General features: G+C 63.1%; 23 protein-coding genes. 20 read left to right on the forward strand and 3 right to left on the reverse strand.

The window, feature by feature from the left end:
• Positions 1-157: 157 nt before the first annotated feature.
• Complete coding sequence (gene hemE, locus BJ122_RS10135; RefSeq protein WP_027279522.1) at positions 158-1,204, reverse strand: uroporphyrinogen decarboxylase; 1,047 nt, start codon at positions 1,202-1,204, stop codon at positions 158-160.
• Between the two features lie 112 nt (positions 1,205-1,316).
• On the opposite strand from hemE, the gene BJ122_RS10140 reads away from it, so the two are divergent.
• From BJ122_RS10140 to BJ122_RS19255, 7 genes are all read left to right on the forward strand, one after another.
• On the forward strand, positions 1,317-2,270 hold the full coding sequence (locus BJ122_RS10140) for an alpha/beta hydrolase (protein ID WP_110780924.1): 954 nt from the start codon (positions 1,317-1,319) through the stop codon (positions 2,268-2,270).
• Positions 2,271-2,282: 12 nt separating this feature from the next.
• Positions 2,283-3,170, forward strand: coding sequence for an alpha/beta fold hydrolase BchO (gene bchO / locus BJ122_RS10145; RefSeq protein WP_110780925.1), 888 nt, complete (start codon positions 2,283-2,285; stop codon positions 3,168-3,170).
• Positions 3,171-3,265: 95 nt separating this feature from the next.
• Complete coding sequence (locus BJ122_RS10150; RefSeq protein WP_110780926.1) at positions 3,266-4,798, forward strand: phytoene desaturase; 1,533 nt, start codon at positions 3,266-3,268, stop codon at positions 4,796-4,798.
• On the forward strand, positions 4,795-5,847 hold the full coding sequence (locus BJ122_RS10155; RefSeq protein ID WP_110780927.1) for a phytoene/squalene synthase family protein: 1,053 nt from the start codon (positions 4,795-4,797) through the stop codon (positions 5,845-5,847). The genes BJ122_RS10150 and BJ122_RS10155 overlap by 4 nt, the downstream gene beginning before the upstream one ends.
• A 229-nt stretch (positions 5,848-6,076) precedes the next feature.
• A complete protein-coding gene (gene hemF, locus BJ122_RS10160) occupies positions 6,077-6,970 on the forward strand; it encodes an oxygen-dependent coproporphyrinogen oxidase (protein ID WP_110780928.1) in 894 nt (297 codons plus the stop codon).
• 20 nt (positions 6,971-6,990) lie between these two features.
• Positions 6,991-7,125 carry a hypothetical protein gene (locus tag BJ122_RS19775; protein WP_283808445.1) on the forward strand — a complete coding sequence of 45 codons (135 nt, stop codon included), beginning with the start codon at positions 6,991-6,993 and terminating at the stop codon, positions 7,123-7,125.
• 138 nt (positions 7,126-7,263) lie between these two features.
• Complete coding sequence (locus BJ122_RS19255; RefSeq protein WP_181418921.1) at positions 7,264-7,428, forward strand: hypothetical protein; 165 nt, start codon at positions 7,264-7,266, stop codon at positions 7,426-7,428.
• 33 nt (positions 7,429-7,461) lie between these two features.
• On the opposite strand, the gene BJ122_RS10165 is transcribed toward BJ122_RS19255, so the two are convergent.
• Complete coding sequence (locus BJ122_RS10165; RefSeq protein WP_110780961.1) at positions 7,462-8,421, reverse strand: carotenoid 1,2-hydratase; 960 nt, start codon at positions 8,419-8,421, stop codon at positions 7,462-7,464.
• A gap of 35 nt (positions 8,422-8,456) precedes the next feature.
• Entirely contained in the window at positions 8,457-10,007 is a 1,551-nt protein-coding gene (gene crtD, locus BJ122_RS10170) for a 1-hydroxycarotenoid 3,4-desaturase CrtD (protein ID WP_181418922.1), read from the reverse strand.
• A 105-nt stretch (positions 10,008-10,112) separates the two neighbouring features.
• Between crtD and BJ122_RS10175 the strand changes: the two genes are divergently transcribed.
• The 13 genes from BJ122_RS10175 (at position 10,113) to chlG (ending at position 22,500) form a co-directional block, all read left to right on the forward strand.
• Positions 10,113-10,979 (forward strand): polyprenyl synthetase family protein, encoded by an 867-nt coding sequence (locus tag BJ122_RS10175; protein WP_027279530.1) that lies wholly within the window; start codon positions 10,113-10,115, stop codon positions 10,977-10,979.
• A gap of 98 nt (positions 10,980-11,077) precedes the next feature.
• On the forward strand, positions 11,078-12,163 hold the full coding sequence (locus tag BJ122_RS10180; RefSeq protein WP_245407686.1) for an acetylserotonin O-methyltransferase: 1,086 nt from the start codon (positions 11,078-11,080) through the stop codon (positions 12,161-12,163).
• Between the two features lie 83 nt (positions 12,164-12,246).
• Positions 12,247-13,185 (forward strand): chlorophyll synthesis pathway protein BchC, encoded by a 939-nt coding sequence (bchC, locus tag BJ122_RS10185; RefSeq protein ID WP_027279532.1) that lies wholly within the window; start codon positions 12,247-12,249, stop codon positions 13,183-13,185.
• Complete coding sequence (locus tag BJ122_RS10190) at positions 13,185-14,180, forward strand: chlorophyllide a reductase iron protein subunit X (protein ID WP_027279533.1); 996 nt, start codon at positions 13,185-13,187, stop codon at positions 14,178-14,180. The genes bchC and BJ122_RS10190 overlap by 1 nt, the downstream gene beginning before the upstream one ends.
• 23 nt (positions 14,181-14,203) lie before the next feature.
• Positions 14,204-15,778 carry a chlorophyllide a reductase subunit Y gene (bchY, locus tag BJ122_RS10195; RefSeq protein ID WP_110780963.1) on the forward strand — a complete coding sequence of 525 codons (1,575 nt, stop codon included), beginning with the start codon at positions 14,204-14,206 and terminating at the stop codon, positions 15,776-15,778.
• Positions 15,778-17,226, forward strand: a complete 1,449-nt coding sequence (gene bchZ, locus BJ122_RS10200) for a chlorophyllide a reductase subunit Z (protein WP_110780930.1) — start codon at positions 15,778-15,780, stop codon at positions 17,224-17,226. Before bchY ends, bchZ begins: the two co-directional genes overlap by 1 nt.
• A gap of 77 nt (positions 17,227-17,303) precedes the next feature.
• Positions 17,304-17,531, forward strand: a complete 228-nt coding sequence (locus tag BJ122_RS10205) for a hypothetical protein (RefSeq protein ID WP_110780931.1) — start codon at positions 17,304-17,306, stop codon at positions 17,529-17,531.
• Positions 17,532-17,683: 152 nt separating this feature from the next.
• On the forward strand, positions 17,684-17,887 hold the full coding sequence (pufB, locus tag BJ122_RS10210; RefSeq protein WP_027279536.1) for a light-harvesting antenna LH1, beta subunit: 204 nt from the start codon (positions 17,684-17,686) through the stop codon (positions 17,885-17,887).
• A gap of 15 nt (positions 17,888-17,902) precedes the next feature.
• Positions 17,903-18,073 (forward strand): light-harvesting antenna LH1, alpha subunit, encoded by a 171-nt coding sequence (gene pufA, locus BJ122_RS10215; protein WP_027279537.1) that lies wholly within the window; start codon positions 17,903-17,905, stop codon positions 18,071-18,073.
• A gap of 131 nt (positions 18,074-18,204) precedes the next feature.
• Positions 18,205-19,038: a photosynthetic reaction center subunit L gene (pufL, locus tag BJ122_RS10220; RefSeq protein WP_110780932.1), complete on the forward strand. Its 834-nt coding sequence runs from the start codon at positions 18,205-18,207 to the stop codon at positions 19,036-19,038.
• A gap of 30 nt (positions 19,039-19,068) precedes the next feature.
• The gene (pufM, locus tag BJ122_RS10225; protein ID WP_110780933.1) at positions 19,069-19,989 is read left to right on the forward strand and encodes a photosynthetic reaction center subunit M; all 921 of its coding nucleotides are present in this window, start codon (positions 19,069-19,071) and stop codon (positions 19,987-19,989) included.
• Positions 19,990-20,180: 191 nt separating this feature from the next.
• Complete coding sequence (gene ppsR, locus BJ122_RS10230; protein WP_110780934.1) at positions 20,181-21,614, forward strand: transcriptional regulator PpsR; 1,434 nt, start codon at positions 20,181-20,183, stop codon at positions 21,612-21,614.
• Positions 21,607-22,500, forward strand: coding sequence for a chlorophyll synthase ChlG (chlG, locus tag BJ122_RS10235; protein ID WP_110780935.1), 894 nt, complete (start codon positions 21,607-21,609; stop codon positions 22,498-22,500). Before ppsR ends, chlG begins: the two co-directional genes overlap by 8 nt.
• Position 22,501 lies beyond the last annotated feature (1 nt).

Below are 22,501 nucleotides of genomic sequence, written 5' to 3' on the forward strand. Positions count from 1 at the left end.
GCCACGCGCTTGCTGTCGCGGCAGGCCGCGGAACTCAAAAAAATCAGCCGACTGAAAATCGGCCGACAGAAAACCAGCAGACAGAAAACCAGCAGACAGAAATAAAAATGGCCGGGGATCACCCGGCCATTGTCGTTTGCGTTGCCGTGCGTGCGGCTCAGCCCTTATAGGCGCGCACCCGCTTGATCATCTGCTCGACATGGGCGATCGACGCGTCGGGCGTGATGCCATGGCCGAGATTGAAGATGTGGCGGCCAGCCGAGTAGCTCTTGAGCACGTCGTCGACGGCTTCGTCGAGCGCAGCGCCGCCCGCGATCAGCAGCAGCGGATCGAGGTTGCCCTGCACCACCACCTTGTTCTGCACCTTCTCGCGCACCAGCGACGGCTCCGCGGTCCAGTCGATCGACACGCCGTCGACGCCGGTCCGTTCGATGAACGCCGGCAGCAGCGCGCCAGCGCCACGCGGGAAGCCGATGATCTTGGCGTCCGGCTTGACCTTGCGGATGCCGTCGACGATGCGGCGGGTCGGCTCGATGCACCACTTCTCGAATTCACGCGGGGGCAGGATGCCGGCCCAGGTGTCGAAGATCTGCAGCACTTCGGCGCCGGCTTCGAGCTGCGCCAGCAGATACTGGATCGAGCTGTCGACCAGGGTGTCGATGATCTTAGCGAACGCGCCCGGGTGCTGATAGGCCATCAGCCGCGCCGGATGCTGGTCCGAGGTGCCCTGACCGGCGACCATGTAGGTCGCGACCGTGAACGGCGCACCGCAGAAGCCGATCAGCGTCGTCTCCTTCGGCAGTTCGCGGCGGACGATGCGCAGCGCGTCGAACACCGGCTGTAGCTTCGACAGGTCGATCGCCTTGCTGAGCGAGGAAACCTTGTCCGGCGAATCCAGCGGATCGAGCCGCGGACCTTCACCCACTTCGAACCGCACCGAGCGGCCGAGCGCGTAAGGCACCACCAGAATGTCGGAGAAGATGATCGCGGCATCGAAGCCGAATCGGCGAATCGGCTGTAGCGTGACTTCCGCAGCGAGCTCGGCGTTGAAGCACAGATCGAGGAAGCTGCCAGCCTTGGTACGGGTCTCCCGGTATTCCGGTAGATAACGGCCGGCTTGGCGCATCATCCACATCGGCGGCGAGGCCTGCCGGTTGCCGGAAAGCACTTCAAGGAACGGTTTGGTTACGAGATTCTGTGTCAAGAGATGTTCCCATTGTTGTTTGCCAAGATTTCTTGACGGGTCTGATACACTGCCGCCACCGTCTTGACCACGGCGAGATGCGGTCCAGATAGGCTGAAACAGGAATTCCGAGATGAATGCTGACACTCCATCCCAAGCCTCGCCCACAACCCGTAGCGTTTCGGGTTTGCCCGCACCGGTCTCAGGACAACATCATGAGATCGACAGCCCTGCCGGTCGGCTGAGCTATTGGACGGCACGGCCCGAGACCGTCACGACGACGACACCGTTGTTGCTCATTCACAGCATCAACGCTGCCGGATCGGCCTATGAGATGAAGCCGATCTATGAGCACTATAGCGCCGTCCGCCCGGTTTATGCGGTCGAGTTGCCCGGCTTTGGTCATACCAGCCGCGAAAAGCGTCAATACACAATTCGGATGATGACCGACGCGATTCTCGCTGTGACCAAAGAAATCCAGCGAATTCACGGTGATGCGCCGATCGACGCGATGGCGCTGTCGCTGTCTTGCGAATTCTTGGCGCGAGCCGCCAATGAGATGCCGAGCGCTTATCGCAGCATCGGTCTGATCAGTCCGACCGGACTCGAAGAGCGGCAAGGGCGCTGGATCAACGGCTCGCGCGCGATTCCCTGGCTGCACAGGTTCTTCGAGAACCCGTTGTGGAGCGAGACCATTTTCGGTCTGCTCACCCTGCGCCCGGTGATCGGCTGGTTCTTGAAGAAGACTTTCGGCTCCAACGAGTACGATCGCGGCCTGCTCGACTACGACTATCTCACCACCCATCAGCCCGGTGCGCAGCACGCGCCGTATTATTTCGTCTCAGGCTATCTGTTCAGCCAGGATGCGCCGATGCTGTACCAGCAGCTGCGCATGCCGGTGTGGATGTCGCACGGCGTGCGCGGCGACTTCATCGACTATGGCAATAAGGGCTGGGTGTCGCGGCTGTCGAACTATGTGGTCACCGTGTATCAGACCGGCGCGATGCCGCATTTCGAGCTGCCGGATGCGTTCATGCGTGACTACGACATGTTCCAGGCCGCGATGCCGGCGCCGCGCACCGCCTAGCCGGGGAGGCCGATGTCGGACCTGGTCTGGAGCAGGGATGGCAGGGACTGGCCCCATCGTCAGTCCAGCGAATTCATCGAAGCCGGTGGATTTCGTTGGCATGTGCAACGAATGGGGCAGGGACCTGTCGTCCTGCTGATTCACGGCACCGGCGCCGCGTCACATTCGTGGCGCGGCCTGGCGCCGTTGCTGGCGTCTGATTTCACGGTGATCGCTCCAGACCTGCCTGGCCACGGCTTTACCCAGACGCCGCTGGCGCACCGGCTATCGCTGTCGGGCATGGCCACTGATCTCGCTGCCTTGCTGCGCGTGCTGCAGGTCGAGCCGCGGATCGTGGTCGGCCATTCTGCCGGCGCGGCGATCGCAGCGCGCATGTGCCTCGATGGCCAGATTGATCCCGAGCTGCTGATAAGTCTCAATGGCGCTTTTCTGCCCTATGGCGGCCACGCGGCCAACCTGTTCTCGCCATTGGCAAAAATGCTGGTACTCAACCCGTTTGTACCACGGCTGTTTGCGTTGCAGGCCTACATGCCGGGTGCGGTCGAGCGCCTGCTCGGTAACACCGGCTCTCGGATTGAGCCGGCGGGAACGGCGCTTTATGCCAAGCTGATCCGCAGCCCCGGCCATGTCGCATCCGCGCTGCGCATGATGTCGAATTGGGATCTGCAGCCGGTGTTGCAGGCTTTGCCGCGGCTTAAGCCGCAATTGGTGCTGGTCGCGGCCGAGCGCGACCGGGCGATTCCGCCCAGCGAGGCGGTGCGGGTTGCCGAGGTGCAGCGCCATGCGGTGATCGAAAGGTTGTCGGGCCTCGGCCATCTCGCACATGAGGAGCGACCACAAATCATAGCAGGACTCATCCGGAAATATGCGAACATGGCTTTTCCGGATGCAGTCGCTTAACCAGTGTCCCCAGTGTCATGAAAATCTTACAGGCCGAGGCTGGAAAACTGTCAAGAAACAGTTACACTCCAGGCCTCTGTTCCAGGTAGTGCCAAATGCTCGACGCAGGTTCCAAACCCATTTCTCGCCTCCCCGAAAATAGTCCGCATGCCATCGTGATCGGCGCGGGGTTCGGCGGTCTGTCCGCCGCCGTGCGCTTGGGCGCGAAGGGCTATCGCGTCACGGTGCTGGAAAAGCTCGATGCACCTGGCGGCCGCGGCTACGTTTATCGCCAGGATGGTTTCACCTTCGACGCCGGTCCGACCATCGTCACCGCACCCTATCTGTTTGAGGAGCTGTGGAAGCTCTGCGGCAAGAAGCTGTCGGACGATATCATCCTAAAGCCGATGGACCCGTTCTATCGGATCCGCTTCAACGACGGCACGCACTTCGATTATTCCGACAACAAGGAAGACGTGCTGCGGCAGATCGCGCAGATCTGCCCCGAAGATGTGCCGGCCTATGATCGCTTCATGAAGGCGTCGGAAGACATCTTCCGGGTCGGCTTTGAACAGCTTGGCGACATGCCGTTCAACAGCTTCACCGACATGCTGAAGATCGCTCCGGATATGATCAAGCTGGAGAGCTATCGCAGCGTGTACGGTCTGGTCGCCAAGCACTTCCGCGATCCCAAGCTGCGCGTGGTGTTCTCATTCCACCCGCTGCTGATCGGTGGCAACCCGTTCGCCGCGTCCTCGGTGTACTGCCTGATCACCTTCCTGGAAAAGCATTGGGGCGTGCACTTCGCCATGGGCGGCACCGGCAAGCTGGCCGAAGGGCTGGTCAAGTTGATCCAGGGCCAAGGCAACACCATCCGCTATCAGCAGGACGTGCGTGAGATCATCGTCGAGGGCGGCCGCGCCACCGGCGTGCGCCTGGCCAATGGCGAGGTGATCAATGCCGACCTCGTGGTGTCGAACGCCGATTCGGCCTGGACCTATCGCTATCTGCTGCCGGCTTCGGTGCGCTCGCGCTGGACCGATCGCAAGATCGAGAAGTCGCGCTACTCGATGAGCCTGTTCCTCTGGTATTTTGGGACCAAGCGTCAGTATCCGGACGTCAAGCATCACACCATCATGCTTGGGCCGCGCTACAAAGAACTGATCAACGACATCTTCAATCGCAAGATCTGCGCTGACGATTTCAGCCTGTATCTGCACCGCCCGACCGCGACCGACCCGTCGCTGGCGCCTCCCGGCTGCGATACCTTCTATGTGCTGTCGCCGGTGCCGCATCTGGAAAGCGGCATCAACTGGCACACCAAGGCGGAAAGCTATCGCAAGCTGATCGCCACGGAGCTGAGCAACACCATTCTGCCCGACCTGGAAAACCAGGTGGTGACCTCGCGGATTCAGACGCCGCAGGACTTCCAGGACCGGCTGTCGTCGTTCCGCGGTGCTGCGTTCGGCCTCGAGCCGACTCTGACGCAGAGCGCCTGGTTCAGGCCGCACAATCAGAGCGAAGACGTTAAAGGCCTTTATTTCGTTGGCGCCGGGACTCATCCCGGTGCAGGGTTGCCCGGTGTGCTGTCTTCGGCGCGGGTACTCGATGCGCTCGTCCCCGATGCCCACGCCTTGGTGAAGTCATGACATCATCTGCTGCCGACCTCGCTGCCTGCCGGGAAATGCTCAAGGAAGGTTCTCACACCTTCCACGCGGCCTCGCTGGTGCTGCCACGCTGGATCTGTGATCCGTCGGTGGCGCTGTATGCCTTCTGCCGCGTCGCTGACGACGCGGTCGACCTCGGTGTCGACCGCGCTGCCGCGGTCGAAGTGCTGAAGGACCGGCTGGACTGCATCTGCCGCGGTCTGCCGATGCCGTATCCCGCCGATCGCGCGTTCGCCGATGTGGTGGCGCGCTACGGTATTCCCGAAGCGGTGCCGGCGGCGCTGATCGAAGGGCTCGATTGGGACGCCCAGGGCCGGCGCTATGAGACGCTGTCCGATCTGTACAGCTACTGCGCGCGCGTGGCCGGTACGGTCGGCGTGATGATGACCCTGGTGATGGGCCAGCGCTCGCCCGAAGTGGTGGCGCGCGCCTGCGATCTCGGCTGCGCGATGCAGCTCACCAATATCTGCCGCGACGTCGGCGAGGATGCCCGCAACGGCCGCATCTATCTGCCGCTGTCCTGGATGCGCGAAGCCGGGCTTGATCCCGATCAGTGGCTGAAGAATCCGGAGTTCAATCCGCAAATCGCCAGCATCGTCAAGCGGCTGATCGACACCGCCGACATGCTGTACGACCGCGCCACCTATGGCATCGCCAATCTGCCGCGTGCCTGCCGTCCCGGTATCTACGCGGCCCGCGCGCTTTATGCCGAAATCGGCCGCGAAGTTGAACGCGCTGGTCTTGATTCGATCTCCAGCCGCGCGGTGGTGTCCACCGGCCGCAAGCTCGCCGTGTTGGCGCGCATGCTGGTGTTCAACGAAACCGAATGGAAGCCGGCCAAGAACGTTCAGAACCGGCTCGGCGACATGGCCGAAACCCGCTTCCTGGTCGACGCCGTGATCGCGACCCAGGTGCGCGAGCAGCCCGCCGCCAAGCCCACCAAGCCGATTGAGACCAAGGTCGCCTGGCTGGTGGATCTGTTCTCGCGGCTCGAGCGCCGCGATCAGATGATGCAGCGCAGCCGCGTTTGAAAGCGTACCGATCCTGAGTGATCGTTAAGATGCCCGGGCCTGTCCCGGGCATTCGCTTTTTGGGACGACACCAGCAGCCGCGCGGCGGGTGAGGGCACCCGCCTCAAGCCGGTTCGACCCGCAAGCAGCCTTGCGATCGCCGCAACGGCATTTGTCGGTCGCTGGATTTACTGCTATTCATTCGCAATAAAACGCAAGCCGGCCACGCCACTCCGCAATGGAACGTCTCATGACCATTGAAGCCGACGCTCCCCTTTCGCCGATCGAGCAGCAGCGCAGCCAGGCGCGGGCGTGGTTCGAGGGGCTGCGCGACCGGATCTGCGCCGCGCTGGAAACGCTGGAACGCGAGGCGCCGGCCGAACTGTTTCCGGGAGAGCCCGCCACCTTCATCTTCAAGCCCTGGCTGCGTCAGACCGGGCAGGGCGGCGGCGTTGGCGGCTTTCTGTCGAATGGCCGGCTGTTCGAGAAGATCGGCATTCACACCTCATCGGCCAATGGCCGGCTGACGCCCGAGATGGCGCGCACCATGCCGGGCGACGGCCAGACGCTTGATTATGTTTCGACCAGCATCAGCCTGATCATCCACCCACGCAGCCCGCGTGTGCCGACCACCCATATGAACACCCGCTTTTTGTGCACCTCGCAGGGCTGGTTCGGTGGCGGCGCCGATCTGACGCCGACCACGACCGCGCAGCGCAACCCGCAGGCCGAGGATGTGGTCCTGTTCCACGCGGCCATGAAGCGCGCCTGCGACGCGCATGACCTAAGCTACCACGCCAAGTTCAAGCCGTGGGCCGACAGCTACTTCTTCCTGCCGCATCGCGGCGTGGCGCGCGGCGCCGGCGGCATCTTTTTCGACAATCTCAATAGCGGCGATTTCGCACGCGATTTCGCCTTCACCCGCGAGGTCGGCCAGGCGTTCCTGGATGTCTATCCGCAGATCGTGCGCCGGCGCATGCAGGAGTCTTGGACCGAGGCCGAGCGCGCCGAGCAGCTCAGCTATCGCGGGCTCTATGTCGAGTTCAACCTCTTGTACGATCGCGGCACCATGTTTGGTCTGCAAACCGGCGGCAATATCGAAACCATCATGAGCTCAATGCCGCCGCTGGTGAGCTGGAGCTGAGCGCAGCAGGCGAGGGCATCGTGGAAAATTACGCCGGACTGATCGAACTGATCTTTGTCTTTGTGATGCTCGGTGTCGGCTGGCTGGTGCTGGACCGCCAGGGCAAGCGGCTCGACCGCGCCCGCGAGGCACGGGAACGCGACCAGGACCGCTGATACCAACGGCTACCAACCACTCCGCACGTCATGGCCGGGCTCGTCCCGGCCATCCATGCCTGGCAGGGGACGAGACTGTTAGCACATTGAGCTGTGTGTATGGATCGGCGTGGCGCCGATCGCATAGCGGAGAGGGCCATGAACAGCGACAGCGCCGTCAACTACTTTGAACTGTTGATGCTCGGCACGTTTGTGGGCGGCTGGATGCTGCTGGAATGGCAGGGCCGCCGGCTCGACCGCAAGCGCGAGGCCGACAAAGCGCGCCGCGACGCCGAGAGCAGCAAAGCCCCCACAAAAAATTAGGGCCGCGTCGCCGCGGCCGCTAATCATCAAGTCTTAGCCGCGCCGCGGCATCCGGAATGGCAACATCGCCTGCACCACCGGCATCCGGAATCGTTCCAGCGACAGGCTTTCGTGCATCAAGGTGGTCTGCTCGCCGAGCAGCGTGGTGGCGATCATCGAGCGCGCATAGAACGGCGAATCTTCCAGCGTCCGGACCACCGCAGCCTCGGTCTGGCTGCGCGCGCTGCGGCTGACGCGCCACGGCGTGCGCGGCAAGGGATGCAGCGTCGGGAAGTCGAACATCTGCATCGCGCCGCTTTCGTCGAATTGCAGCGCGAGGTCGAGCCGGCTGCCGTCGCGGCGCTCGGCTTCGTACAGAATCGCGGTGCCGTTGCGCAGCGCGGCGCGCGACCATTCCCAGACCGTAAAACCCTGTTCGATCGGCACGTCGCCGACATTCATGTCGAAATAGCCTTTGCCGCTCCAGCGCAGCTTGGGCTTTTCCAGCTCGACTTCGACGCGCGAGCACGGCGCGATCGGCCACCAGCGGTGATTGCCGTCCTCGTTGAGCGTGAACGCCTGCTGGGTGATGGCGCGCGGAATCACGCGAACGCGGCCCTTGATGCGCGAGGGAATCGGCGCGGTGACTTCGTCGATCTCGAAATTCAGCGCGGTGCCGTCCCAGAACACCCGGCTCGGGCCGATCGACAGCTGCGTGGCGTTGCGCTCGACATGACCACGGCCGCGCTCGGTCATGGTCCAGCGATTGCCGTTCTCGCGATACAGCGCGACGTTGATCGCGCAGTGATTCATCGGATCGACCGGCTGATTGCGGCGCGCGAATCGGTAGTACGGCGAAAACACGCTGCCGATGAAGGTGATGATGGTCAGCCCTTCGCGGCCATCGTCGCTCATGGCGTCGATGTACCACCAGGCATAACCATTGTCCGGAACCTGCAGGTTGAAGCCGGCGCTGGCGGTGTCGGCAGTGGGGCGGTCAGGCCAATGCAGCATCATGTCTCCGGGAGTTCATTGGGCACGCTTGCAGATCAACGCGTAGCCGGATCGCGCGCCTGTTTCCAGCCCCGCATCTCTGCGAGGTCATCATAGAGGCTTGCAGCGGCGGAGCGTCCGGATAACGCCGCCATTGGCACTCCGGGTCCAGGGTGCGTACTGCCGCCCGCGACATAAAGTCCCGGGATGCGGGTGCGCGCGCCAGGGCGGCGGAACGAAGCGGTCCAGCCATGCGACGCGCGGCCGTACAGCGCGCCGCCGGTGGCGGGGAACATGCGGTGGAAATCGTTGGGCGTGGTCGCGACCGTCGCTTGCGGATCATGCGTGACGGTCAGGCCGCAGCGTTGCAGCACGGCGAATGCGCGCTCGGCATAGCGCTCGACCTGAGCCGGCCCAAATGGATAGCGATCGCCGACCGCGGGCGCGTTGATCAGCACCAGCAGTTCCTCGGCGTCGTCGCGCAGCAGCGTCGCTTCGTTGTCGGCGCGGTCCTGCGCGCAGACATAGACGGTCGGGTCGTCCGGAACCGCGCCTTTGCTGAAAATGTCATCGAATTCGGCGGCGTAGTCGCGCGAGAAAAACACGTTGTGGCGGCTGAGCGGAAAGCCGCTGGTGCGCGCCACCAGGCTCCAGGTCACCGCCGACAGAGAACGCTCATTCAGCTTGACCGGCACCGCGGCGCGCGCGGGCTCGGCGCCGAACAAGCCGCTGCCGAGCGCGGTGACGTCGGCGCTGACGATGACATTGCTGCCCGCGATATGTTCGCCCGAACTGAGCAGCACGCCATTGGCGCGGCCGGCGCCGATCGTGACCTCGCGCACCTCCTGCTCATAACGAATCTGCACGCCGAGCGCGATCGCGCAGTCCGCCAGCGCCGTCGCCAGCTGATGCATGCCGCCTTCGATCACCCAGACGCCTTCCTGCTCGACATGAGCGACCAGCATCAGCGTCGCCGGCGCCATATAGGGCGAGGAGCCGCAATAGGTGGCGTAGCGGCCGAACAATTGCCGCAGCCGCGGATCATGGAAGTAATCGCCGAGCGCATTCCACATCGTGGTGAATGGCCGGATTTTTGGCAGCTGCAACAGGCCGCGCCAGCCGCTGCTGATGATCAGGCCGGGCAGGCTCGGTTTCGCAGAGCGCAGAAACGGCCGCTCCAGCCGGCGATAAGTCTCGCGCGCATCCGCGCAGAATTGCCGGAACCTAGCCGCTTCCGCGGCGCCGGCGAACGCGCCGATCGCATCGGCCGAGCGTGCTTCATCCGCAAACAAATCGAGATGGCCGCTATCGTCCCAGGCGTGGCGCGCCAGCACGTCGAGCGGGCGCAGCTTGACGTGATCGGAAAAGTTGCGGTTCGCCGCGGCGAACAACTCCTCGAACACCCAGCGCATGGTGAATACGGTCGGCCCGGAATCGATCTGCGAGGCGCCGATCGGCACCGTTCGCATTTTGCCGCCGGGTTGCGCCGCCCGTTCCAGCACGGTGACCGCGAGTCCCCGGCTCGCCAAAGCAATCGCGGCCGTCAGACCCGAAATTCCTGCGCCAACGATGACGGCTTGATCCTCCGCAATGCGTCGGTTCAGCATTTGATATCGAGTCCAGGTGACGTCATTGACAGGTGTCCATAATTATTTACACTTGCATGTGACAAGTCAAATTGACACTTCTTCCGCGTGACCAGGGAGCCTGCCATGGACGTCAGCAACCGGATCGAACGGGCTTTGACCGAAGCGATTGGGTTAGCTGCATCTGCAGGGTGCCCGCCGCGCCTTGCCGAAGCAATGCATTATGCGGTGTTCCCGCGCGGCGCGCGAGTTCGCCCGCGGCTGTGCCACAGCGTCGCCTTGGCGTGCGGTGAGGATCACCCCGCGGCCACCGAAGCCGCCGGTGCCGCGCTCGAGCTGATGCACTGCGCCTCGCTGGTTCACGACGATCTGCCCTGTTTCGACGGTGCCGACACCCGCCGCGGCCGGCCCTCGGTGCACAAGACTTTTGGCGAGCCGCTGGCGGTGCTGACCGGCGACGCGCTGATCGTGCTGGCGTTCCAGACCATCGCCCGGGTCGATTGCCCGCCGGATCGTCTGCTCAAGCTGACCACCATCATCGGCGATGCCGTCGGCGTGCCGTTCGGCATCGTGGCCGGTCAGGCCTGGGAATGCGAGACCGAGATCGATCTGGCACATTATCATCGCTCAAAGACTGGCGCGCTGTTCGTTGCCGCCACCGCCGCCGGCGCTGCCTCGGCCGGTGCGGACCCGGCGCCGTGGCGCCTGGTCGGCGAGAAGATCGGCGAGGCCTATCAGGTCGCCGACGATCTGCGCGACGCCGCCGCTGATGCCGAGGAGATCGGCAAGCCGGTCGGTCAGGACATTGCCAATGATCGTCCGAGCGCGGTGCGTAAGCTCGGTATCGACGGTGCGATCGATCATCTGCAGGGCCTGGTACGCGGCGCCATCGAGGCGATGCCGCCGTGCAGCAACGGTCAGGAACTGCGCTCGCTGATCATGTCGGAAGCCAAGCGGCTCGTGCCGGCCAAGCTTGCGCAGTTCGCTGCCTGACCCCACATTCGAGCGGGTGAATCTATGAGCCTGCTGGTGTGTTGCAGAGAACAAACTCGATAAGCCTGCGCGACAGGTGGCTGCGTCTCCGGGATTCGGTGTTATCGAATCCCGGTTTTCAGCGTTTTGCGGCATTGTTTCCGTTGATGCGGCCGGTGGCGCGCCGCCGTGCCGGAGCGCTGTTCGATCTGTGCGCCGGCTTCGTCTATTCCCAGATTCTGTTGGCATGTGTCCGGCTCAAGCTGCTCGATGAGCTGGCGCGCGGGCCGGTGAGCGCCGATGAGCTGGCGGCGCGGCTGGCGCTGCCTGCCGAGTCGATGCGGCTATTGCTTGAGGCCGCGGTGGCGCTGGAGCTGGCGCAGCCGCGCAGCGGCGGTCGCTATGGGCTCGGCCTGCTCGGCGCCGAACTGTTTGGCAATCCCAGCGTCGCGGCGCTGATCGAGCACCACGCCATTGTCTATCAGGATTTGCGTGACCCGGTGGCGCTGCTGCGCGGCGAAGTCGGTAACCGGCAGCTGACCGGCTATTGGCCCTACGTCAATGCCGAGACCCCGGCCGCCCTGTCCGGCGAGCAGGTCGCGCCCTATACCCAGCTGATGTCGGCCTCGCAGCCGATGATCGCCCAGCACGTGCTGCACGCTTATTCGTTCCGCTCGCACCGCTGCCTGCTCGATGTCGGCGGCGGCAACGGCGCCTTTGTCAGCGCGGTCGCCGCGCAGGCGCCGGAGCTGCGCTGCATGCTGTTCGATCTGCCGGCGGTGGCCGAGCACGCCAGGGCCCGGTTCGCCGCCAATGGTCTGGCCGAGCGGGCGACCGCCTATGGCGGCAGTTTTCTCACTGACCCGCTGCCGCAGGGCGCCGACGTGATCTCGCTGGTGCGGGTGATCCATGACCATGACGACGAGGCGGTGTTGACGCTGCTGCGCGCCGCCCGTGCCGCGCTGCCGCCGGACGGTACCCTGGTCATTGCCGAGCCGATGCTCGAGGGTCGCGGGGCTGAGACTTTTGGCGCAGCCTATTTCGCATTTTACCTGCTGGCGATGGGCAGCGGTAAACCGCGCAGTTTCGCCCGGATCAGCGAAATGCTTGTCGAAACTGGGTTTTGCGGTATCAAGTTGCTGCCTTCGACCATGCCGCTGGTCACCAGTGTCATCCTGGCGAGAACCACTCCGACATTGTGTTAATCTGGCTTGACACTTTAAGCCGTCAGGTTAGCATGACACTGCGAGGCTCACGATCGGGCCCCGCTATGGACGCGGAGTAAGCGATGGAAACCATCGCGGTAGTGCTGAAGCAGCCAAAACTCGTCGAAATCAACCGACTGGCTCTCACGGCTCCGACCCCCGAAGACGTGGTGGTCGATGTCGCGTGGAGTGGTGTCAGCACAGGAACGGAACGACTGCTGTGGTCGGGCCGGATGCCAGCTTTTCCTGGAATGGGATACCCTCTCGTTCCCGGCTATGAATCGGTGGGGGAGGTGGTCGAGGCCGGCTCCGAAACCGATTTGCGCCCGGGGCAGATGGTGTTCGTGCCAGGCGCCAAGTGTTTTGGTGAGGTGCGCGGTCTCTTCGGAGCGTCCGCGTCGCGTTTGGTGGTTGCCGCCAAGCGCGTGATCCCCATCGAAAAGAGCCTCGGCGAGCGCGGCATTCTGCTGGCGCTGGCGGCGACGGCCTATCATGCCATCGCGGCGCCCGGCGCGCGCAGCCCGGAATGTATTGTTGGTCATGGCGTGCTCGGGCGTTTGCTTGCGCGCATCGCCGTGGCGCTTGGCAATCCGCCGCCGGTGGTTTGGGAGAAGAACCCGATCCGTACCGGCGGGGCGATGGGCTATTCCGTGATCGATCCGGCCGAAGACCCTCGTCGCGATTACAAGAGCATTTATGACGTCAGTGGAGATCCAACTTTGTTGGACTCTTTGATTTCGCGCATCGCGGCGGGTGGCGAGGTCGTGTTGGCTGGATTTTACAGCGAGCCGCTGTCGTTTGCCTTTCCGCCAGCCTTCATGCGCGAAGCGCGTATCCGGGTCGCCGCGGAATGGCAGCAACCCGACATCGCCGCGACTAAGGAACTGATCGAATCCGGACGCCTTTCGCTTGATGGGTTGATTACTCACCACCATGACGCGAAGGCTGCGCCCGATGCTTACCGAATCGCTTTCGAAGATGCTGCGTGTCTGAAAATGGTTTTAAACTGGAGATTGAGCTGATGGTTGCTGGACCCCAGGTCGCCATGAAAGACGCCCTTCGCGAAGAAGCGGCGGTTGAGCCCGACGCACCGGCCACCGGGCCGGTGACGAAAGAGACTCAGATCATTGCGATCTATGGCAAGGGCGGTATCGGCAAGAGCTTCACGCTCGCCAACCTCTCCTACATGATGGCGCAGCAGGGCAAGAAGGTGCTGCTGATCGGTTGCGACCCGAAGAGCGACACCACCTCGTTGCTGTTCGGCGGCAAGGCGACCCCGACCATCATCGAGACTTCGTCCAAGAAGAAGTTAGCCGGCGAAGAAGTGACCATCAGCGACGTCTGCTTCAAGCGCGACGGCGTGTTCGCGATGGAGCTGGGCGGTCCGGAAGTCGGTCGTGGCTGCGGTGGCCGTGGCATCATTCATGGCTTCGAGACCCTGGAGAAGCTCGGCTTCCACGAATGGGGTTTTGACTACGTGTTGCTCGACTTCCTGGGCGACGTGGTGTGCGGCGGCTTCGGTCTGCCGATCGCGCGCGACATGTGCCAGAAGGTGATCATTGTCGGCTCGAACGACCTGCAGTCGCTCTATGTCGCCAACAATGTCTGCAACGCGGTGGAATATTTCCGCAAGCTGGGCGGCAATGTCGGCGTCGCCGGCATCGTGATCAACAAGGACGACGGCACTGGCGAAGCGCAGGCTTTTGCCAAGGCGGCCAGCGTGCCGATTCTCGCCTCGATCCCGGCGAACGAAGAAATCCGGCGCAAGAGCGCGGCCTATCAGATCGTGGCCCGTCCGGGCACCGAATGGGGTCCGCTGTTTGAACAGCTTGCTATCAATGTCGCTGAGGCGCCGCCGATGCGTCCGACCCCGCTTAGTCAGGACGGATTGCTGGCGCTGTTCTCCAGCGATGCCACCGGACGCGATGTGGTGCTCGAGCCCGCTACCATGGAAGACATGTGCGGCGCCTCGATCATCAACAAGCCGTCGCTCGAAGTCGTCTACGACGCAGCGTGAAACAGCAAGATGCGGAGTTCGAAATGAACGTCGTTCTGCCACGCTATGCCGGCGCGATTCCGGACTCGGTGGTCACCGATCCGGTCGAGCTGAACGCCGAGGTTGCCGGTGCAACCTCGGGCGACGGGCTCGGCTGCCATGCCGGCGCTGCGGAGATGAAGGCCGCGGCGGAAGCCGCCGGCAAGAGCGAAGTCCTGGAGCGTTATGCTGAGGACTATCCGAAGGGCCCGCACGATCAGCCGCAGAGCATGTGCCCGGCGTTCGGCAGCCTGCGCGTCGGTCTGCGCATGCGCCGCACCGCCACCATTCTGTCGGGCTCGGCCTGCTGCGTGTATGGCCTGACCTTCGTGTCGCATTTCTATGGTGCGCGCCGCACGGTCGGCTATGTGCCGTTCAGCTCGGAGACGCTGGTCACCGGCAAGCTGTTCGAGGACATCCGCGAGGCGGTGTACAAGCTCGCCGATCCGGCGCTGTACGACACCATCGTCATTACTAATCTGTGCGTCCCGACCGCGTCGGGCGTGCCGCTCGAGCTGCTGCCGAAGCAGATCAACGGCGTGCGCGTGATCGGCATCGACGTCCCCGGTTTCGGCGTGCCGACCCATGCCGAGGCCAAGGACGTGCTGGCCGGCGCCATGCTGGAATATGCCCGCAAGGAAGCCGAGCAGGGCCCGGTGCAGGCGCCGCGCGGCGGCCGCAATGAGCGGCCGACGGTGACGCTGCTGGGCGAAATGTTCCCGGCTGATCCGGTCGGCATCGGCATGATGCTGGAGCCGCTTGGTCTGGCCGTTGGCCCGGTGGTGCCGACCCGCGAATGGCGCGAGCTTTATGCCGCGCTCGATTGCAAGGTCGCCGCTGCGATCCATCCGTTCTACCGCTCCTGCATCCGGCAGTTCGATCTCGCCGGCCGCAAGGTGGTCGGTTCGGCGCCGGTCGGTCACGACGGCACCGAGGCCTGGCTGGAAGCGATCGGCACGGCCTGCAATGTCGAGCGCGCCAAGATCGATGCTGCGAAAAACCGCTTCCTGCCGATGATCAAATCGGCGCTGGCCGCCAAGCCGATCGATGCCCGCATCACGGTGTCGGGCTATGAGGGCTCGGAGCTCTTGGTGGCGCGGCTGCTGATCGAAAGCGGCGCCAAGGTGCCTTATGTCGGCACCGCCTGTCCGCGCACCGAATGGTCCGAGGCCGACCGGCAGTGGCTGGAAGCCAAGGGCGCGCGCGTGCAGTATCGCGCTTCGCTCGAGATGGACTTCGACGCCGTCGATGAGTTCAAGCCCGACCTGGCGATCGGCACCACGCCCGTGGTGCAGAAGGCCAAGCAGATGGGCATCCCGGCGCTGTACTTCACCAACCTGATTTCGGCCCGTCCGCTGTTCGGCGCCGCCGGGGCTGGTTCGCTGGCGCAGGTGGTCAACACCGCGGTCGCCAACAAGGGCCGTTTCGACGAGATGAAAGCGTTCTTCGGTGAGGTCGGCCAGGGTTATGCCGCCGGCGTCTGGGAAGATACGCCGAAAGACAATGTGCCGTTCCGTGAGAAGTACAAGAAGCAGATCGAAGCTCTGGCCAAGAAGCGCAAGTCGGAGGAGATGATCTGATGCTGGTGCTCGATCACGACCGCGCGGGTGGCTATTGGGGCGCCGTTTACGCGTTCACCGCGCTCAAGGGCTTGCAGGTGATCATCGACGGCCCGGTCGGCTGCGAAAACCTGCCGGTGACCTCGGTGCTGCATTACACTGACGGCCTGCCGCCGCATGAGCTGCCGATCGTTGTCACCGGCCTTGGCGAGGAAGAACTCGGCAAGCTCGGCACCGAAGGCGCCATGAAGCGCGCGCACCGCACGCTCGATCCGTATCTGCCGGCGGTGGTGGTGACCGGCTCGATCGCCGAGATGATCGGCGGCGGCGTCACGCCGGAAGGCACCAATATCAAGCGCTTCCTGCCGCGCACCATCGACGAAGATCAGTGGCAGAGCGCCGACCGCGCCATCGTCTGGCTGTGGAAGGAATACGGTCCGAAGAAGATTCCGGAACGTAAGCCGCGCCAAGAGGGCGAGAAGCCGCGCGTCAACATCATCGGTCCGATCTACGGCACCTTCAACATGCCGTCCGATCTCGCGGAAATCCGCCGCCTGATCGAAGGCATCGGTGCCGAAGTGAACATGGTGTTTCCGCTCGGCACCCACATCGCCGACATTCCGAAGCTGGTGAATGCCGACGTCAACGTCTGCATGTACCGCGAATTCGGCCGGCTGCTGTGCGAAGCGCTCGATCGGCCCTATCTGCAGGCACCGATCGGCCTGCACTCCACCACCAAGTTTCTGCGCAAGCTCGGCGAGCTGCTCGGTCTCGATCCGGAGCCGTTCATCGAGCGCGAGAAGCACACCACCATCAAGCCGCTCTGGGATCTGTGGCGTTCGGTGACACAGGACTTCTTTGGCACGGCGAGCTTCGCGATCGTCGCCAACGAGACCTATGTCCGCGGCGTCCGCAATTTCCTTGAAACGGAAATGGGCCTGCCGTGCACCTTCGCGATCGCGCGGCGTACGGGCTCCAAGACCGACAACGAAGCGGTGCGTAACGCGGTGCGTACTACGCCGCCGCTGGTGATGTTCGGCAGCTACAACGAACGTATGTATCTCGCCGAATGCGGCGGCCGGGCGATCTACATCCCGGCGTCGTTCCCTGGTGCAGTGATTCGCCGCCATACCGGCACGCCGTTCATGGGCTATTCCGGCGCGACCTACCTCGTTCAGGAGGTCTGCAATGCGCTATTCGATGCCCTGTTCAACATCCTGCCGCTCGCTTCCGATCTCGACCGCGTCGACCCGACTCCGGCGCGTCGTCACGAAGAAATCGCCTGGAGCGATGAAGCGAAGGCGATGCTCGACGAAGTGTTGGAATCACACCCGGTTCTGGTGCGGATTTCGGCGGCCAAGCGGTTGCGCGATGCTGCTGAGAGCAGTGCCCGCCGGGCCGGTGAGGAACGTGTTACTACCGACTATGTCGCCAAGGCGCGTGCGCTGTTGGAAGGTCAATCGGTGTGAGCATGATTGAGGCAAAACAATGCTTTCTGAATTTGCGCTGTGTCATATGCGCAAAGCAACATTCAGGAGTGTAATCGATGTCCGAATATGTACATAGCGGCCGTCGTTTTAGATTGCTTCCCGAAGGCGCTGACAAGGAATGCCAGGTGATTTACGGTGCTTGCTACGCGCTGTTTTTGATCCGAGCTGTGGCCACCCGGATGATTCCTTGGCGCGCAAAGAAATCAAACAACCATGAAACGGTATTCAACGAAGCCAGCAACGCGGCGCGCGTTTTGGTGACGTCATCTTTCATGGGGATGTAATTCACGGATTTCGTCCGGTGTAAGCCGGGCGGATAACTGCCGGTTCGGAAACGAAACGGTAATCCACTGTCGGTTCGGAAACGAACGGCATTCGTTGCCGCCTCACTCGGGCGGCAGGACGGCCGAAAGGCCATCACTAGGAGGTGTACCAAATGAGTGACGGTTCCATCTCGGGACTTTCCGAAGCGGAAGCTAAGGAATTCCACTCGATCTTCGTGTCGAGCTTCTTCCTCTTCATCGTCGTCGCCGTGGTTGCCCATATCCTCGCTTGGATGTGGCGTCCGTGGCTCGCGCCCGTCGGCGGCTACAAGACCGCGCTGGAGAGCATCCAGCAGGTCGCTGCGTATCTTTGCTAAAGGGAGGACCTAATCATGTGGCGTATTTGGCTTCTGTTTGATCCGCGTCGTGCTCTGGTCCTGCTGTTCGCGTTCCTGTTCGGCCTCGGGATCATCATCCACTTCATCCTGCTGAGCACCAGCCGCTTCAACTGGCTGGACGGTGCGAAGAAGACGGCTGAGGTCGTCACCAGCATGCTCACCTAAGAGCGTGACGTTTGCTTTCCGGAAGGGACGAGAAACGGAACGGGGTGCCGGGCTCGTCCACTTCCGGGAGCTACGCAACTTCGATGGATTGAAGATGGATATTCCCTGGCTCGCACGCGGAGGAACGATCGATGGCAATGCTCAGCTTTGAGAAAAAATACCGCGTTCGTGGCGGAACGCTTATCGGGGGGGACCTGTTCGACTTCTGGGTTGGCCCCTTCTACGTCGGGTTCTTTGGGGTGACCGCGGTCTTCTGCGCGCTTATGGGAACCGCGCTGATCATCTGGAACACGGCTCTCGGCCCCACCTGGAATCTGTGGCAAATCAGCGTAAATCCGCCGGACGTTAAGTACGGACTTGGCTTCGCCCCGCTCGCCGAAGGTGGCATTTGGCAGTGGGTGACGATCTTCGCAACTGGCGCGTTCTGCTCCTGGGCGCTGCGCGAGGTCGAGATTTGCCGCAAGCTCGGCATCGGCTATCACGTGCCGTTTGCTTTCAGCTTCGCGATTTTCGCCTATTTGACCCTGGTGGTGATTCGCCCGGTCCTCATGGGCTCCTGGAGCTACGGCTTCCCCTACGGCATCTTCACCCATCTCGACTGGGTTTCTAACACCGGTTACCAGTACGGCCAGTTCCACTGGAACCCGGGTCATATGATCGCGATCACGTTCTTCTTCACGACGTGTCTCGCCCTCGCTCTGCACGGTGGTCTGGTTCTGTCCGCCATCAATCCCGACCGCGGTGAACCCGTGAAGTCGCCCGAGCACGAAAACACCGTGTTCCGTGACCTGGTCGGCTATTCGATCGGCACCATTGGTATCCATCGCGTGGGTCTCTTCCTTGCTCTGAGCGCCGTGTTCTGGTCGGCGGTCTGCATGCTCATCTCCGGTCCGGTCCTGCCGGAAGGTGGTTCTTGGCCCGAGTGGTGGGAGTGGTGGCGCCGGATCCCGATCTGGAACCCGTAATTCAACCCGGTCACAAGAAAGAGTCTTGTCATGGCCTATCAGAATATCTTCACACAGGTGCAGGTGCAGTGCGCTGCGCACCATGGGGTGGCCTTGCGGCCGGGGAGTTCCGAACGCGAGACCCAGACCACCTTCTCGTACTGGCTGGGTAAGATCGGCGACGCTCAGGTAGGGCCGATCTACCTCGGGTTCACCGGTGTGGTGTCGGCGATCTTCTTCGCTTTCGCGTTGTTGATCATCGGCCTCAACATGCTGGCCCAAGTCGACTGGAACGTGATCGCGTTCATCAAGAACTTCTGCTGGCTGGCGCTTGAGCCGCCGAAGGCAGAGTACGGCCTGAGCATTCCGCCGCTGGCGGAAGGCGGCTGGTGGCTGACCACCGGCTTCTTCCTCACCGCTTCGATCCTGTTGTGGTGGGTTCGCACCTATCGTCGCTCGCGGGCTCTCGGCATGGGTACCCATGTGTCCTGGGCCTTCGCCTCGGCGATCTTCCTGTACCTCGCGATCGGCTTCATCCAGCCGGTGATGATGGGAACCTGGAGCGAAGCTCCTCCGTTCGGCATCTTCCCGCACCTGGACTGGACCAACAACTTCTCGATCAAGTACGGCAGCCTGTACTACAATCCCTTCCACTGCCTCTCGATCGCGTTCTTGTATGGTTCGGCTCTGCTGTTCGCGATGCACGGTGCGACCATTCTCGCCGTGAGCCGCTACGGTGGCGAGCGTGAGATCGAGCAGGCTGTGGACCGTGGTACCGCTCTTGAACGCGCTGCTCTGTTCTGGCGCTGGACCATGGGCTTCAACGCCACGGCGGAATCGATCCATCGTTGGGCGTGGTGGTTTGCGGTTCTCTGCCCGCTGACCGGTGCCATTGGCATCATCCTGAGCGGTCCGGTTGTCGACAACTGGTTCGACTGGGGTGTCAAGCACGGTCTGGCGCCCCCGCGCTAACCGACCCTAACTAGTCCAGCGATCATGAAAGCGCGCGCCCGACTCGCATTATGCAAGTGGGGCGCGCGCAATCTCTTGCCCAACTGACTTTTCGTTTTGCGGGCCTTCCGAGACGGACCCGCCAGTGATTGCATCGCGGCGATATAGGCACGGGCGGAGGATTAATTTCTTGCTGGAGGATATTTGCCCTGGTGCAAGTGTTCAAATCTCCAACCGAAACGCTCGGAGATCTCGGAGCGCAAGCTGCAGCGAAGCTGATCGCCGCGGCCACTGACATTGCGCTGGTGGTTGACCGCCAAGGCGTTATCCTCGACATCGCATTCAACAAAGACGATCTGGCACTCGAGCTCGACGGCCAAGGCCGTTGGCTGGGATCCAAGCTCGTCGATATCGTCACCTCCGATACCCAGCTGAAAATTCGAGAATTGCTGCAGGTCGCAATCGATCGCGGCAGCACCGGCTGGCGGCAGGTCAATCATCCCTCGCCAACCGGCGAAGACGTGCCCGTGCAATATGCCGCGATCGATTACGGCCGCGACAACCGCCTGATCGTGGTCGGGCGCGATCTGCGCCAGCTCGCCCAGATGCAGCGCCGGCTGGTCAGCGCCCAGCAGTCGATGGAGCGCGACTACATCAAGCTGCGTCAGGCCGAGACCCGCTATCGGCTGCTGTTCCAGGTCGCGGCGGAAGCGGTGGTGATCGTCGATTCCACCACCGAGACCGTGATCGACGCCAATCCGGCCGCGCTGGCGCTGTTCGAGCAGAACGCGCCGCAGATGCTGAGCTCGCCGTTCCCGAGCCATTTCACCGGATCGAGTGCGCAGGCGATCATCAATCTTCTGTCCGAAGTGCGCGCCTCCGGGCGCGACAACCGCGTGCGGGTGCATCTCGCTAACGGCCCGCGCGATTGTGATGTCGCGGTGTCGCTGTTCCGCCAGGACAACGCCTCACTGTTCCTGATCCGGCTGTCGTCCTATTCGACCCTGCCGGAAGCCGGCGGCATGAAGGCCACCGGCATGCTGGCCAATTATTTCGAATCCGCCGCCGACGCGCTGGTGATCACCCGCTACGACGGCCGGATTCTGAAAACCAATCTGGCCTTTCTGGAAATGGCCCAGCTCGGCACCGCCGAGCAGTCGCGCGGGGAATCGCTCGATCGCTGGCTCGGCCGCACCGGCGTTGATTTTAGCGTCGCGCTCGCCAATCTGCGGCAAAGTGGCTCGATCAAGATGTTCACCACCGCGCTGCGCGGCGAGTTCGGCGGCCTCACCGAGGTCGAGGTGTCGGCGGTGTCGCTGACCGACAGCGAGGACCAGCCGAGTTTCGGCTTCGCAATCCGCAACATCGAGAAGCGTTTACCCGCGGTAGCGCCCTCGAAACGCGAGCTGCCGCGCTCAGTGGCGCAGTTGACGGAACTGATCGGACGTGTGCCTCTTCGGGATCTGGTCCGAGAGACCACGGATGTGATCGAGAAGCTGTCGATCGAAGCGGCTCTGGAATTAACCGGAGACAACCGCGCTTCGGCAGCTGATATGCTCGGTCTCAGTCGGCAAAGCCTGTACGTCAAGCTGCGCCGCTATGGCTTAGCGGAACATGCCCCCGAAGGAGAGACCAGTAATGAATAACAGTATTGCGGCACGACCAGCTCCCTCAGCGGTATTGGAAGTGCTGCACCCCATTACGTGGTTTCCCCCGATGTGGGCGTTCGCCTGCGGCGTGGTGTCGTCGGGCGTGCCGCTCTCGGAGCGCTGGCTTGAAGTGATCGCCGGCATCGTGCTGTGCGGGCCGCTGCTGGTCGCCACCAGTCAGGTCGTCAACGATTGGTACGATCGCGACGTCGACGCCATCAACGAGCCGAACCGGCCGATCCCGTCCGGCCGCATCCCCGGCCGCTGGGGCCTCTATCTGTCGTTCATGTGGACGGCTGCGTCGCTGCTGCTCGCCAGCCTGCTCGGTCCATGGGTGTTCGGCGCCGCCGCGCTCGGCCTGGTGCTCGCCTGGATGTATTCAATGCCGCCTTTCCGGCTGAAGCAGAACGGTTGGCTCGGCAACGGCGCCTGCGCCATCACTTATGAAGGCTTCGCCTGGTTCACCGGCGCCGCCGTGATGGTCGGCGGCCTGCCGCCGTGGTGGATCGTGACGCTGGCCTTGCTGTACAGCGCCGGCGCGCACGGCATCATGACCCTCAACGACTTCAAATCGATCGAAGGCGACATCAAGACCGGTGTCGGCTCACTCCCGGTCAAGCTCGGCGTCGACAACGCCGCGCGGGTGACCTGCGCGGTGATGGCGATTCCGCAGGTGATCGTGATTGCCCTGCTGCTCGCCTGGGATCGTCCGATCCAGGCTGGCATCGTCGGCTTCGTGCTGGTCGCCCAGCTCGCGTTGATGGTGCGGTTTCTGCGCGCGCCGGTCGAGCGCGCCACCTGGTTCTCTGGCCTCGGCGTCGCGCTCTATGTCTCGGGCATGATGGCGAGCGCGGTCGCCGTGTCCTCGTTCGGAGCTGCCTGAT

The organism is Rhodopseudomonas faecalis, assembly GCF_003217325.1.
Classification (GTDB): domain Bacteria; phylum Pseudomonadota; class Alphaproteobacteria; order Rhizobiales; family Xanthobacteraceae; genus Rhodopseudomonas; species Rhodopseudomonas faecalis.